Annotated in this window: 10 protein-coding genes; 3 read left to right on the top strand and 7 right to left on the bottom strand. The window is 71.5% G+C overall.

Annotated features, from left to right (window positions below; genetic code table 11):
* Positions 1-260 precede the first annotated feature (260 nt).
* Together dnaJ and hrcA are read right to left on the bottom strand one after the other, a co-directional pair.
* The gene (gene dnaJ / locus IG62_RS0139860; protein ID WP_030815828.1) at positions 261-1,394 is read right to left on the bottom strand and encodes a molecular chaperone DnaJ; all 1,134 of its coding nucleotides are present in this window, start codon (positions 1,392-1,394) and stop codon (positions 261-263) included.
* Positions 1,395-2,411, bottom strand: coding sequence for a heat-inducible transcriptional repressor HrcA (gene hrcA, locus IG62_RS0139855; RefSeq protein ID WP_030415169.1), 1,017 nt, complete (start codon positions 2,409-2,411; stop codon positions 1,395-1,397).
* A 194-nt stretch (positions 2,412-2,605) separates the two neighbouring features.
* Here hrcA and IG62_RS0139850 point away from each other — a divergent pair, with 194 nt between their 5' ends.
* Complete coding sequence (locus IG62_RS0139850; protein WP_030815825.1) at positions 2,606-3,343, top strand: MBL fold metallo-hydrolase; 738 nt, start codon at positions 2,606-2,608, stop codon at positions 3,341-3,343.
* A gap of 47 nt (positions 3,344-3,390) precedes the next feature.
* Positions 3,391-4,224, top strand: a complete 834-nt coding sequence (locus IG62_RS0139845; protein WP_030815822.1) for a DUF3097 domain-containing protein — start codon at positions 3,391-3,393, stop codon at positions 4,222-4,224.
* Here IG62_RS0139845 and IG62_RS0139840 read toward each other — a convergent pair.
* From IG62_RS0139840 to lepA, 5 genes are all read right to left on the bottom strand, one after another.
* Entirely contained in the window at positions 4,202-4,780 is a 579-nt protein-coding gene (locus IG62_RS0139840) for a Uma2 family endonuclease (RefSeq protein ID WP_030815820.1), read from the bottom strand. The genes IG62_RS0139845 and IG62_RS0139840 overlap by 23 nt on opposite strands.
* Before the next feature lie 60 nt (positions 4,781-4,840).
* Positions 4,841-6,073: a radical SAM family heme chaperone HemW gene (hemW, locus tag IG62_RS0139835; protein ID WP_030815817.1), complete on the bottom strand. Its 1,233-nt coding sequence runs from the start codon at positions 6,071-6,073 to the stop codon at positions 4,841-4,843.
* A gap of 76 nt (positions 6,074-6,149) precedes the next feature.
* Positions 6,150-8,528, bottom strand: coding sequence for an ATP-binding SpoIIE family protein phosphatase (locus tag IG62_RS46870; RefSeq protein ID WP_037840445.1), 2,379 nt, complete (start codon positions 8,526-8,528; stop codon positions 6,150-6,152).
* A 239-nt stretch (positions 8,529-8,767) separates the two neighbouring features.
* The gene (locus tag IG62_RS0139825; protein ID WP_030815811.1) at positions 8,768-10,657 is read right to left on the bottom strand and encodes an AMP-dependent synthetase/ligase; all 1,890 of its coding nucleotides are present in this window, start codon (positions 10,655-10,657) and stop codon (positions 8,768-8,770) included.
* A gap of 393 nt (positions 10,658-11,050) precedes the next feature.
* Complete coding sequence (lepA, locus tag IG62_RS0139820; protein ID WP_030815806.1) at positions 11,051-12,925, bottom strand: translation elongation factor 4; 1,875 nt, start codon at positions 12,923-12,925, stop codon at positions 11,051-11,053.
* A 261-nt stretch (positions 12,926-13,186) separates the two neighbouring features.
* Here lepA and rpsT point away from each other — a divergent pair, with 261 nt between their 5' ends.
* A complete protein-coding gene (gene rpsT, locus IG62_RS0139815; protein WP_030415161.1) occupies positions 13,187-13,453 on the top strand; it encodes a 30S ribosomal protein S20 in 267 nt (88 codons plus the stop codon).
* Positions 13,454-13,747: the final 294 nt, after the last annotated feature.

The raw sequence follows: 13,747 nt of genomic DNA, 5'->3' as shown, positions 1-13,747 counted from the left end.
ACTGGTCACACTTCCGCAGACGCAGCCAAGCCCGAGCCCGCCACTGCCACTACCAACGCCGAGGCCACAACCCCCACATGCGGTTGCAGTATTAGGGGGTGGCCGAACAGATCCCCTAAGGGATGCGAGGGCCCCCTGCGGGGCCACAACGCCGAGGTGCCGGGCGGGAATTCCGTGTCCCGCCCGGCACCTCACACGCTGGCGCGTTCCTGCTCGCGTACGGGCTGCCGCCCGCTCACGCGCGGTCTGCCGCCGACCGCCTACCGCCCGTTGAACGCGTCCTTCAGGCGCGAGAACAGCCCCTGCTGACCCGGCTGGAACTGGCCCGTGGGGCGTTCCTCGCCGCGCAGCTTGGCGAGCCGCCGCAGCAGCTCCTCCTGCTCCGGGTCGAGCTTGGACGGCGTCTGGACCTCGACGTGGACGATCAGGTCGCCCCGGCCGTTGCCGCGCAGATGGGTCACACCACGCTGGTGCAGCGGGATCGACTGGCCGGACTGCGTACCGGGCCGGACGTCGATCTCCTCCACCCCGTCCAGCGTCTCCAGCGGGCACTTCGTGCCCAGCGCCGCCGCTGTCATCGGGATGGTGACCGTGCAGTGCAGATCGTCACCGCGCCGCTGGAAGACCGGGTGCGGCAGCTCGTGGATCTCGACGTAGAGGTCGCCGGCCGGGCCGCCGCCGGGGCCGACCTCGCCCTCGCCGGCGAGCTGGATCCGGGTGCCGTTGTCGACACCGGCCGGGATCTTGACGGTCAGCGTACGGCGGGAGCGGATCCGGCCGTCGCCCGCGCACTCCGGGCACGGCGTCGGCACGACTGTGCCGAAGCCCTGGCACTGCGGGCACGGGCGGGACGTCATGACCTGGCCCAGGAAGGACCGGGTGACCTGCGAGACCTCACCGCGGCCGCGGCACATGTCACAGGTCTGCGCCGAGGTGCCGGGGGCGGCGCCCTCGCCGCTGCAGGTCGTGCAGACCACGGCGGTGTCGACCTGGATGTCCTTGGTCGTGCCGAAGGCCGCCTCGTTCAGCTCGATGTCGAGCCGGATCATGGCGTCCTGGCCGCGGCGGGTGCGCGAGCGCGGACCGCGCTGCGAAGCCGTGCCGAAGAACGCGTCCATGATGTCGGAGAAGTTGCCGAAGCCGGCCCCGAAGCCGCCCGCGCCACCGCCGCCGGCCTGCGAGAGCGGGTCGCCGCCCAGGTCGTAGACCTGCTTCTTCTGCGGATCCGACAGGACCTCGTAAGCGGCGTTGATCTCCTTGAACCGCTCCTGGGTCTTCGGGTCCGGGTTCACGTCCGGGTGCAGCTCGCGTGCCAGCCGACGGAAGGCCTTCTTGATCTGGTCCTGCGAGGCGTCACGGCTGATGCCGAGGACCGAGTAGTAATCCGTGGCCACTTACGACTCCGCGAGGATTTGTCCGACGTAACGTGCCACTGCGCGTACCGCTCCCATCGTTCCGGGGTAGTCCATGCGGGTCGGTCCGACCACGCCGAGTTTGGCGACTGCCTCGTCGCCCGAACCGTAGCCGACCGTGACGACCGATGTGGACGTCAGGCCTTCATGGGCATTCTCATGCCCGATACGTACGGTCATGCCCGAGTCCTTGGCTTCGCCGAGGAGCTTGAGCAGCACCACGTGCTCCTCAAGCGCCTCCAGCACCGGACGGATGGTCAGGGGGAAGTCGTGCCCGAAGCGCGTGAGATTGGCGGTGCCGCCGATCATCAGCCGCTCTTCGGTCTCTTCCACCAGAGTTTCCAGCAACACCGACAGCACTGTCGAGACCGTGCCGCGGTCGTCCTGCTCGAAGGACTCCGGGAGATCCTGCACCAACTGGGGCACATCCGTGAAACGGCGACCCACGACCCGGCTGTTCAGCCGCGCCCGCAGGTCCGCCAGCGAGGTCTCGGAGAACGGCGTCTGGCAGTCGATGAGCCGCTGCTCGACCCGTCCGGTGTCGGTGATCAGGACCAGCATCAGCCGGGCCGGGGCCAGCGCCAGCAGTTCGACGTGCCGGACCGTGGACCGCGTCAGGGACGGGTACTGCACGACCGCGACCTGCCGGGTCAGCTGCGCCAGCAGCCGGACCGTGCGCCCCACGACGTCGTCGAGGTCGACCGCGCCGTCGAGGAAGTTCTGGATCGCCCGCCGCTCGGGGCTGGACAGCGGCTTCACGCCGGCCAGCTTGTCGACGAAGAGGCGGTAGCCCTTGTCCGTCGGGATCCGCCCGGCGCTGGTGTGCGGCTGGGCGATGAAGCCCTCTTCCTCCAGGGCCGCCATGTCGTTGCGGACGGTCGCCGGGGAGACCCCGAGCTGATGGCGCTCCGTGAGTGCCTTGGAGCCGACCGGCTCCTCCGTCCCGACGTAGTCCTGGACGATGGCGCGCAGCACTTCGAGCCTGCGTTCACTGAGCATCCCGCGCACCTCCAGCCGGCCGTCGCCGTCTCGTCTCTCTCCTGGCACTCACCCGGGCCGAGTGCCAGACCCTGAGCCAGTGTACGGCCGGGTAGCACGACCACGGCAAGGGCGGCCGCGCGGAGCACACACCCGATGACCGTCTTCGGCCGATCTGCCGGGCAACGCTATCGCGATGGAGCTAGCGTCTCGGTATGCGCACAGCTTGGGAAGAGGCCGGGTGGGAACGGCTCGGTGACGGTGTCGCCAGGCGCCGTATGCCGGGCTGGGACGAGACCGTGGGGGTGATCGCCGGGTCGGCCGGCGTCATGATCGTCGACACCGGCGCGACCCTGCGCGACGGTGCGGACCTGCGCCGGTCGATCCGCGGGGTGCTGGGCCGGGAAGTGACGCATGTCGCGCTCACCCATCCGCACTTCGATCATGTGCTGGGCACCGCCGCCTTCGCGGGGGTGGCGGTGTTCGGCGCGGCCGGTCTCGCCGAGTTGTTCCGCCGTGACAAGGACGCGCTGCGGCACGACGCCGTCCGGCACGGTGTCGACCGGGACGCGGCCGCGGAGGCCGCCGACCTGCTGGTCGTGCCGCACCACCACGTCCACGGCCAGCTGACCGTCGAGCTCGGCGACCGGCAGGTGCTGCTCGCCAACGTCGGGCCCGGCCACACCGCCCACGACCTGGCCGTCCTGGTGCCGGGCCGGCACGGCGAGGCGGAGATCGTCTTCTGCGGCGACCTGGTCGAGGAGTCCGGCGAGCCGAGCGCCGGCCCCGACGCGCTGCCCCGGCAGTGGCCCGCCGCGCTGGACCGGCTGCTGGCGCTCGGCGGCGACGACGCGCGGTACGTGCCCGGCCACGGCGCCGTGGTGGACGCCGCCTTCGTCCGCGCCCAGCGGGACGCCCTGGCCGCCCGCTACGGCGTTCCGCCGTCGTCCTGACCGGCCGGGGACGACGCTGCCGGGGCGCCGACCGGTAGAAAGAGCCCATGCAGAGCAAGCGCTACCGCCCCGATCTCACCCCGCCCTGGAAGAAGCAGCAGCCCGCGCCGGAGGTCCCGGCCGAGCCCGATCTCGTCGTCGAGGAGGTCGCCACGGGCTTCTGCGGTGCGGTGATCCGCTGTGAGAAGACCGCCGAGGGTCCGACGGTCACCCTGGAGGACCGCTTCGGCAAGCACCGGGTCTTCCCGATGGTCCCGCGCGGCTTCCTCCTGGAGGGCAAGGTCGTCACGCTCGTCCGTCCGCAGAACCGGCCCGCCGCGAGCGGCCCGGCCCGTACGGCATCGGGTTCACTCGCCGTCCCCGGCGCCCGCGCCCGGGTCGCGCGCGCCGGGCGCATTTACGTGGAAGGCCGGCACGACGCCGAACTCGTCGAGCGGGTCTGGGGCGACGATCTGCGCATCGAGGGCGTCGTCGTGGAGTACCTGGAGGGCATCGACGACCTCCCGGCGATCGTCCGCGGCTTCGCACCCGGGCCGGACGCCCGGCTGGGGGTGCTGGTGGACCACCTCGTACCGGGTTCGAAGGAGTCCCGGATCGCGGCCGGGGTGACGGGCGAGCACGTGCTCGTGGTCGGCCATCCGTACATCGACGTGTGGGAGGCGGTGAAGCCGGCGTCCGTGGGGATCGCGGGGTGGCCGTCCGTCCCGCACGGCCAGGACTGGAAGAAGGGCGTGTGCCGGGCGCTGGGCTGGCCGGAGAACACCGGCGCGGCGTGGCAGCGGATCCTGTCGTGCGTGCGGTCGTACAAGGACCTGGAGCCGCAACTCCTGGGGCGGGTGGAGGAGTTGATCGATTTTGTTACGGTCGGCGGTGCGGCCTGACGCCCTTGAGTGTCCCGAACTCGTTGGTGTCCAGCTCCAGGCCGAGCAGAGGCAGCGGAAGGGGCTCACCGAACTTCGTGATCTGCTGGGTCCGGTAGTCCGCCTCATCCCCCACGCCGACAGGCTGAGTGAGCAGGACGCAGTGGGCCACGATGGGATCGATGATCAGGTAAGCCGGGACCTTGCCCGCGGCGTAGATGGAGCGCTTGATTCCATAGTCGCGGTCGACGCTGGTCCTGGAGACGACCTCGACAAGCATGGTGACCACTCCGGACGGCATGAGCCGCCCGGACTCCGGGGCGCTATCGCGCTCCAGGACCACAAGATCGGGCTGAGGCTCACTGATCTCGCTCAGAACGTCGATGTCTTGTGTCTGGAGCCTGTGCCACTTCTGGCGCGGAATCTGGTCGAAGATGTCCTCGACGATCAGGTTGTGGACCAGATCCGGCCCCGCCATCATCACGATTTCCCCCCGGAGGAGCTCGACCTTGATGCCCTCGGGAACCTCAAGGTTCTCGAAGAACTCCGTCATCCGGCGTTCATCCACAGCGGTCATCTCCGTGGCCTCCGTATCCGTCGCCCGCAGGCCCTTCACATCGGTTCACTCGTTCGAGATTCAGTCCACCAGATCCCGCACCACCGCGTCAGCCAGCAGCCGCCCCCGGAGTGTCAGGACGGCCCGCCCGTCCTCGTACGGGCCGGACTCCAGCAGCCCGTCGGCCAGTGCCCGCTCGGCCGCCCGGGTGCCCGCCGGGGCGAGGAGGTCCAGGGGGCAGCCGTCCGCGAGGCGGAGTTCCAGCAGGATGCGTTCCACCCGGCGGTCCTCGGCGGCGAGGATCTCGCGGCCCGCGCCCGGGGAGCGGCCCTCGCCCAGGGCCTGGGCGTACGCGCCGGGGTGCTTCACGTTCCACCAGCGGACGCCGCCGACGTGGCTGTGCGCCCCGGGGCCGGCGCCCCACCAGTCGGCGCCGGTCCAGTACAGCTCGTTGTGGCGGCAGCGGGCGGCTTCGGTGGTGGCCCAGTTGGAGACCTCGTACCAGGAGAAGCCGGCCGCGGTGAGCCGCTCCTCGGCGATGAGGTAGCGGTCGGCGTGCACGTCGTCGTCGGTCATCGGGACCTCGCCGCGGCGGATCCGGCGGGCCAGCTGGGTGCCCTCCTCGACGATCAGGGCGTAGGCGGAGATGTGGTCGGGGCCGGCGCCGAGCGCGGCGTCCAGGGAGGCCCGCCAGTCGTCGTCGGACTCGCCGGGGGTGCCGTAGATCAGGTCGAGGTTGACGTGCTCGAAACCGGCGGCGCGGGCCTCGCCGACGCAGGCCTCGGGGCGGCCGGGGGTGTGCGTACGGTCGAGGATCTTCAGGACGTGCTGCCGGGCGCTCTGCATGCCGAAGGAGACGCGGTTGTAGCCGGCCGCGCGCAGCTCGGAGAGGTAGCGCGGGTCGACGGAGTCGGGGTTGGCCTCGGTGGTGATCTCTGCGCCGGGTGCCAGGCCGAATTCCTCCCGGACGGCGGCGAGCATCCGGCCCAGGTCGGCGGCCGGGAGGAGGGTCGGGGTGCCGCCGCCGACGAAGACCGTCTCGACCGGGCGGGGGTCGTCGCCCAGCACCTTGCGGGCCAGCCGGATCTCCTCCACGACGGTGTCGGCGTAGTTGTCACGGGAGGCCAGTGCCCCGCCGGAGCCGCGCAGCTCGCTCGCGGTGTAGGTGTTGAAGTCGCAGTAGCCGCAGCGGGTGGCGCAGTACGGCACGTGCAGATAGAAGCCGAGGGGCCGGCCGGCCGCCGCCGCCAGCGCATGACCGGGCAGCGCCCCGTCGTCGGGCATCGGCTCACCATCAGGCAGTGCGGAAGGCATGGGAACCATTGTCCGTCATCGCACCGACAACCCGGTTCGCGCGGACGGCGGGAAGCCCGTGCGGCCCGGTGGTGCCTCAAGCCGGGCCGCCCGCCGCCTGGAGGACGAGCAGGGCCAGGTCGTCGTCGGGCGGGTTCGGGGCGAAGGCGTGCACGGTGGTGCGGATGTGCTCGGCGAGGGCGGTGGCGCCCAGTCCGGCACCGGCGGCGAGGGCGGTGGCCAGGCCGTCCTCGTCGTCGAACAGCCGGCGGCCCGAGCGCCGCTCGGTGACCCCGTCGGTGACGCACAGCAGCGTCTCCCCCGGACGCAGGTCGAACGATTCGCTCACGTACGCCGCGTCCTCGACCACCCCCAGCAGCATCTGCGGTGCCGCGACCGTGCGGACCGCGCCGTCCGTGCCCAGCACCAGCGGCAGCGGGTGACCGGCGCTGGCGAGGGTGCACCGGGCGCCGCCGGCCCCGCCCGGGTACGGGACGATCTCGCCGTAGAGCAGGGAGAGGAAGCGGGCCTGTTCGCCCTCCTCGCGGATCTCCACGGGGGCCTCGGCCCCGGCGCCGGCCGCCGCGACCGCCGCGGCGACCGCCGCGACCGAGTCCGCGGCCTCCCGGGCCATGGTCTTGTTGAGCCGGTCGAGGACCTCGGCGACGCCGAAGCCGTCCCGGGCCAGCAGCCGCAGCACCGGCCGGGCCAGGCCGGTCACCGCGGCCGCCTCCGGGCCGCTGCCGCAGACGTCGCCGAGCGCGAAGCACCAGCGGCCGTCGCCGGCGTCGAAGAGGTCCCAGAAGTCGCCGCCCGCCCAGGCGCCCTCGCGCGGCTCGTAGACCACCGCGGACGCCACGCCGGGCACCTGCGCCCGGCCCCGGGGCAGCAGCCGGCGCTGCAGGACCTGGCTGATGCGCTCCTGGCGGCTGTACGCGCGGGCGGTGGCCACCGCGCGGGCGACCCGGCGGCCCAGGTCCTCGATCAGCCCGACGACCTCGTCGGGGAAGCGCGGCAGACCGCCGCGGCCGAGCAGCAGCGTGCCGAGCCGGCGGCCGCCGGCGACCAGGGGGCAGGCGAGCGCGGCACCGCCCGGCTCGTCGCCGTCGGGGCGGTCACCGCCCGGGAGTGCGGAGGCCGGCAGGACGTGCCCCGGCACGTTCGGCGGAGCCTGACCCGGCAGCTCCGGCAGGCCGTGCCCGCCCAGCGGATCGCCGCCCGGGTGCCCGGCGTCGAGGTGGTCGTGGTCCAGGTGGTCGCCATCCGGGTGGTCGTGGTCCTGGTCCTCGCCGTCCGGGTCGTGCGGCCAGGGCCAGGGGACGGCGGCGGGTGCGGCGCCCGGCGGGACGTCGCCCCAGAAGTCCGGCGCCTGCTTCTCCAGAGCGGCGCGCAGGGTGTCGATGCGGCTCTCGGAGCTGTGCCAGACGCGGGCCAGCCGCTGTTCGTCGCCGCCGGTCGCGATGCCCCGGCCGGGGGCGCCGCCGTCGCCGTCGTGGAGCCACACCGCGCACCAGTCGGCGAGCCGCGGCACGATCAGCTGGGCGGCGAGCGCGGCGACCTGATCGGCGTCGAGCTGGCCGGAGAGCAGGTCGGAGGCCTCGGCGAGGAAGGACAGCGCGCCGTTGTCGACCCGGTCGGCGTCGAGTTCCGGGCGGTCGGCGCGGCGGGGCGCCGGGGCGAGGAGTTCGGCGGCCCGCAGCCCGCACTGGAGCACCTCGTCGGCGTACGCGGCCGCGGCGTCGTCGTAAGCGGCCGGGTCGGCGGCGTCGTACGGGCCCGCGGGATCGTCGGAGGCGTGCGCGTCCGGAGGGCCGTACGGCGCCCCCTCATGGACCGCCCCCTCAAGCCGCGCCTCCTCATGGCGGGCCCCCTCGTACCGCGCCCCTTCGTACGGCGCCTGGTCGTACGAGGTCTCCGGCAGCGGGCGGGCGGTGGCCTCCGGGGCCGGCAGCGGGAGCCGGAACCACACGGTCTTCAGGTCGCGGCGGTAGGTGATGCCCCAGGATTCGGCGACCGCGCTGATCAGCTGGAGGCCGTGGCCGCCGCTCTCGTTCCGGGCGGTCTCGTCACGGGCGCGGATCGGCTGGGTGGGGTGGCGGTCGGAGACCTCGACGACGACGGCGGGCGCGGGGGCGTCGTCCGGGTCCGGCCCGGCGCCCGGTTCCGGTTCCGCGGCGGGGTCCAGCCGGCAGCACAGCTCGATGGTGGTGCCCGCGTGCACCACCGCGTTCGTCACCAACTCGCTCACCAGCAGAACCGCTTCGTCAGTGAGCCGGTCGGTGAACCGCTCGGTGCCGGGCAGCCGCCGGTCCGCCCACTCGGCGAAGGCGGACCGGACGAACCGCCGAGCGGCGGCCGCGGCCTGCGGGTCCCCGGGCAGACCGGCCCGCCGGGTGCGGGCGGCGGGGAGCCCGGGGCCGGCCGTCGTCGCGCGCGTCGCCGTGACGTCCCGTGGAGACGAAGTTGTCGTCCTCATTGAGCAACTCCCGAACAGCTCCGCTGCAGCGCCGGATGCGCCACCGACAGAGTGACAGAAAGAGCGCAGCCATAAGCAGTGAGTCACGGAAGTCGGCGGTCGGAGCGGCCAATTCGGCTGACGCGCCGGAGGAGTTGGCCGAACGGGCGACGGGGCGCCCGCGGCGCGCGGCAGTGGCGGTGCGGGGCAGGCCCGGCGGCCCGCCCCGCACGCTCACCGGAGGACGGTGCGGCGGGCGGTTAGGACTCCCGGGTCCCCGCGTACATCTCGTCCAGCAGGTCCTTGAACGCCCGCTCCACCACCGGCCGCTTGATCTTGAGGCTCGGGGTCACCTCACCGTGCTCGATGTCCAGGTCGCGCGGCAGCAGCCGGAACTTGCGGATCTGCTGCCAGCGCTGCAGCCCCTCGTTGACCCGCTCGACATAGCCGTCGATCAGCTCGCGGGCCTGGTCGGTCGCGACGACCTCGGCGTACGTCTTGCCGGCCAGACCGTGTTCCGCGGCCCAGCCCATGATCGTCGGCTCGTCGAGGGCGATCAGTGCGGTGCAGAAGTTCCGGTTGGCACCGTGCACCAGGACGTTGGAGACGAACGGGCAGACCGCCTTGAACTGGCCCTCCACCTCGGCCGGTGCGATGTACTTGCCGCCCGAGGTCTTGATCAGGTCCTTCTTGCGGTCGGTGATCCGCAGATAGCCGTCCGGGGAGAGCTCGCCGATGTCGCCGGTGTGGAACCAGCCGTCCTCCTCCAGGACCTCGGCGGTCTTCTCCGGCAGGCCGTGGTAGCCCTGCATGATGCCGGGGCCGCGCAGCAGGATCTCGCCGTCCTCGGCGATCCGGACCTCGGTGCCGGGCAGCGGCTTGCCGACCGTGCCGGTGCGGTACGCCTCGCCGGGGTTGACGAAGCTGGCCGCGCTGGACTCCGTCAGGCCGTAGCCCTCCAGGATGTGGATGCCGGCGCCGGAGAAGAAGTAGCCGATCTCCGGGGAGAGCGCGGCGGAGCCGGAGACCGCGGCCCGCAGCCGGCCGCCGAACGCGTCGCGCAGCTTGGCGTAGACGAGGGCGTCGGCGATCTTGTGCTTGGCGCCCAGCGCGAACGGCACGGAGGCGTTGCCGGTGCGCCGGAAGTTGTCCTGCGAGGTCTTGGCGTACTCGCGGGCCACCCCGACCGCCCACTGGAAGATCTTGTACTTGGCGCCGCCGCCTTCGCGCGCCTTGGCCGCGACACCGTTGTAGACCTTCTCGAAGATCCGCGGCACGGCGGCCATGTAGGTGGGCCGGACGACCGGCAGATTCTCGATGATCTTGTCGACCCGGCCGTCCACCGCGATCACATGCCCGACCGAGATCTGCCCGGCGGTCAGCACCTTCCCGAAGACGTGCGCCAGCGGCAGCCAGAGGTACTGCACGTCCTCCTCGGCGACCATTCCGGTGGCCTGGATCGCGAGGGCCATGTACGCCCAGCAGTCGTGCGGCAGCCGTACGCCCTTGGGCCGGCCGGTGGTGCCGGAGGTGTAGATCAGCGTCGCCAGCTGGTCGGCGCGCAGCCCGGCGACCCGCTCCTTGACGCACTCCGGGTGCTTCTCCAGATAGGTGTGACCGCGCTTCTCCAGGTCGGCGAGGCTGAGCACCCACCCCTCGGGGTCATCGGGGGACGCCTCGGCGGCGGCCGCGTCGATGACGACGACATGCGCCAGGTCGGGCAGGTCGGCGCGGCGCTCCCGGGCCTTGGCGAGCTGGCCGGCGTCCTCGGCGATCAGCACCCGGCTGCCGGAGTCGGCGAGGATGTACGCGGTCTCCTCGGCGTTGGTGCTGGGGTAGACCGTGGTGGTGGCGGCGCCGGAGCACAGCACACCGAGGTCGGCGAGGATCCACTCCACGCGGGTGCTGGCGGCCAGCGCGACCCGCTCCTCGGGCCGTACGCCCAGCGCGATCAGCCCGGCGGCCACGGCGTAGACGCGGTCGGCGGCCTCGGCCCAGCTGATCGCCTTCCATTCGTCCGGGCCCTGGCCCGAGGCAGGGGGGACGGGATGGCGATAGGCCTCGATGTCGGGAGTGGCCGCGACCCGCTCCAGGAAGAGGTGAGCCACCGAAGGCGGCCGGTTTTCGATCAGCGTGTGGGTGTCCGTCACGGCGTCCTCCGGGGCCCGCTTCATTGCTGGTGACTCGCGAGTAACCTTTGAGCAGAGATCAGACTAGAGCGCGTTGCGCCGACGCGTAAGGGGCTACGACCGACTGGTTCGCGATGTGACCAGTGCGATAGGTGTACGTAGCACGCGCATCGACCGATAGCGAGCCGCGCCGATCAGCCCCACCAGACCACACCCGGCACCCCCGGCCGGCACCCTCGCGGAACGCCACGCTCCGCATTCATCCCGAAGAGGGCCCCCGACTGGTGAAGGGGCCCGCGGCCGGGAAGACGGCGAGGGGCGCCGGGTCCCGTACCGGCCCCGGCGCCCCTCGCCGCTTCGTCTTCTTGCTCTTCCGCCGGCCATGGCTCGCCGGCCACGGCTACTGCCCGGCGGTCACTTCTTCGCCTTGGAGTCGCCGTCGGAGTCCGAGGACAGCACCGCGATGAAGGCCTCCTGCGGGACCTCCACGCTGCCGACCATCTTCATCCGCTTCTTGCCTTCCTTCTGCTTCTCCAGCAGCTTCCGCTTACGGGAGATGTCACCGCCGTAGCACTTGGCGAGGACGTCCTTGCGGATGGCGCGGACCGTCTCACGGGCGATGACCCGGCTGCCGATGGCCGCCTGGATCGGCACCTCGAAGTTCTGCCGCGGGATCAGCTCCCGCAGCTTGGCGACCAGCCGCACACCGTAGGCGTAGGCCTTGTCCTTGTGGGTGATCGCGGAGAACGCGTCGACCTTGTCACCGTGCAGCAGGATGTCGACCTTGACCAGGTCGGAGGTCTGCTCACCGGTCGGCTCGTAGTCCAGCGAGGCGTAACCGCGCGTCTTGGACTTGAGCTGGTCGAAGAAGTCGAAGACGACCTCGGCGAGCGGCAGCGTGTAGCGGATCTCGACGCGGTCCTCGGAGAGGTAGTCCATGCCCAGCAGCGCACCGCGGCGGGTCTGGCACAGCTCCATGATCGCGCCGATGAACTCGCTCGGCGCGAGGATCGTGGCCCGGACGACCGGCTCGTGCACCGTGTCGATCTTGCCGGTCGGGAACTCGCTCGGGTTGGTGACGATCTGCTCGGTGCCGTCCTCCATGTCCACGCGGTAGACCACGTTGGGCGCGGTGGCGATCAGGTCCAGCCCGAACTCGCGCTCCAGCCGCTCCCGGATCACCTCCAGGTGCAGCAGGCCGAGGAAGCCGACGCGGAAACCGAAGCCGAGCGCCGCGGAGGTCTCCGGCTCGTAGACCAGCGCCGCGTCGTTGAGCTGGAGCTTGTCGAGGGCCTCGCGCAGCTCGGGGTAGTCCGAACCGTCGAGCGGGTACAGCCCCGAGAACACCATCGGCTTGGGGTCCTTGTAACCGCCGAGCGGCTCCTGGGCCCCCTTGCTGAGCTGGGTGATCGTGTCACCCACCTTGGACTGCCGGACGTCCTTCACACCGGTGATGAGGTAGCCCACCTCACCGACCGAGAGGCCGTCGGCCGGCGTCATCTCCGGCGAGTTCGTCCCGATCTCCAGCAGCTCGTGCGCGGCGCCGGTGGACATCATCTTGATGCGCTCGCGCTTGCTGAGCGTGCCGTCGACGACCTTCACGTACGTCACCACGCCCCGGTAGGCGTCATAGACGGAGTCGAAGATCATCGCGCGGGCGGGGGCGTCCTTGACGCCGACCGGGGCCGGCACCTCGCGGACGACCTTGTTCAGCAGCTCCGGCACGCCGACGCCGGTCTTGGCGGAGACCTTCAGCACGTCCTCGGGCTCGCAGCCGACCAGATTGGCCAGCTCGGCGGCGAACTTCTCGGGCTGCGCGGCCGGCAGGTCGATCTTGTTGAGGACCGGGATGATCGTGAGGTCGTGCTCCATCGCCAGGTAGAGGTTGGCGAGGGTCTGCGCCTCGATGCCCTGGGCAGCGTCGACCAGGAGGATGCACCCCTCGCACGCGGCGAGGGAGCGCGACACCTCGTACGTGAAGTCGACGTGGCCCGGGGTGTCGATCATGTTGAGGATGTGGGTCGTGCCACTTCCCTCTTCGCCCTCGGAAGGGGCCCAGGGCAGGCGGACCGCCTGGGACTTGATCGTGATGCCGCGCTCGCGCTCGATGTCCATGCGGTCGAGGTACTGCGCGCGCATCTGCCGCTGGTCGACAACACCGGTGAGCTGGAGCATCCGGTCGGCGAGCGTCGACTTGCCGTGGTCGATGTGCGCGATGATGCAGAAGTTACGGAGGAGGGCCGGATCGGTACGGCTCGGCTCCGGCACGTTCGTAGGGGTCGCGGGCACGCAGGGTCCATTCAGTGAACGCGGGTAGGCAGGACTCGGGTATGTGACGTCTCCCCCCATGGTCCCATGAGCGACGGCCACGGTCCGGTTCGGGCGGGTGTGCCCCGTGTGGGACGGAGCTCCAGGCAGGGCATCTGGGCGGGGGCTCCGGGCCGGTTTGGGAGGCCGTAGCCCCTGCTGGTAGCCTGGTCCACTGCGCTTCGTGCCCTCTCTCGTGCGCGGCGCAACTCGAAACTCCAACGAACCTGAAAAGGCTCTTTCGTGGCGAACATCAAGTCCCAGATGAAGCGGATCAAGACCAACGAGAAGGCTCGTCAGCGCAACAAGGCTGTCAAGTCCGCTCTGAAGACCTCGATCCGCCGCACCCGTGAGGCCATCGAGGCCGGCGACCTGCAGAAGGCCACCGTTGCCCAGGCCGAGGCGGCCAAGAAGCTCGACAAGGCCGTCAGCAAGGGTGTCATCCACAAGAACGCCGCCGCCAACAAGAAGTCGGCGCTGGCGAAGAAGGTCGCGACCCTCAAGGGCTGACCCGACCTTCGCGGGGATCTTCACCCGCACCCCGCAGTACGCAGCTCCGCTGCCTCTGCACTTGCACTACTGCACACTGCATGACCCTGCCGACAGGGATCCAGCGGCCCCTCTCACCGCTCCCTGACCGGTGCACCACCGCGCCGCACGCGGCCTGCGTTCGCCACGCGGGTGCGGCGCACCCGGCTCACCGGCGGCCTCTGCCGCCGACCGAGCCCAACTTTCCAAGACGAGGCCTTCCGCCCCATTCCGTGGGGTGGGGGGCCTTTGTCGTGGGTGGGGGTGGGTGGGGTG

Source organism: Streptomyces sp. NRRL S-337 (assembly GCF_000720175.1).
Lineage (GTDB): Bacteria > Actinomycetota > Actinomycetes > Streptomycetales > Streptomycetaceae > Streptomyces > Streptomyces siderophoricus.
The sequence above is the reverse complement of the archived record's forward strand: the minus strand, read 5'-3'. Positions and strand labels throughout refer to the sequence as shown.

What these genes read in the sequence shown, in the direction of transcription:
- hemW (WP_030815817.1), bottom strand. Translation starts at nt 6,073, where the DNA reads ATGCCTTCCGCACTGCCTGATGGTGAGCCGATGCCCGACGACGGGGCG.
- hrcA (WP_030415169.1), bottom strand. Translation starts at nt 2,411, where the DNA reads ATGCTCAGTGAACGCAGGCTCGAAGTGCTGCGCGCCATCGTCCAGGAC.
- IG62_RS0139845 (WP_030815822.1), top strand. Translation starts at nt 3,391, where the DNA reads ATGCAGAGCAAGCGCTACCGCCCCGATCTCACCCCGCCCTGGAAGAAG.
- IG62_RS46870 (WP_037840445.1), bottom strand. Translation starts at nt 8,528, where the DNA reads ATGAGGACGACAACTTCGTCTCCACGGGACGTCACGGCGACGCGCGCG.
- IG62_RS0139840 (WP_030815820.1), bottom strand. Translation starts at nt 4,780, where the DNA reads ATGACCGCTGTGGATGAACGCCGGATGACGGAGTTCTTCGAGAACCTT.
- IG62_RS0139850 (WP_030815825.1), top strand. Translation starts at nt 2,606, where the DNA reads ATGCGCACAGCTTGGGAAGAGGCCGGGTGGGAACGGCTCGGTGACGGT.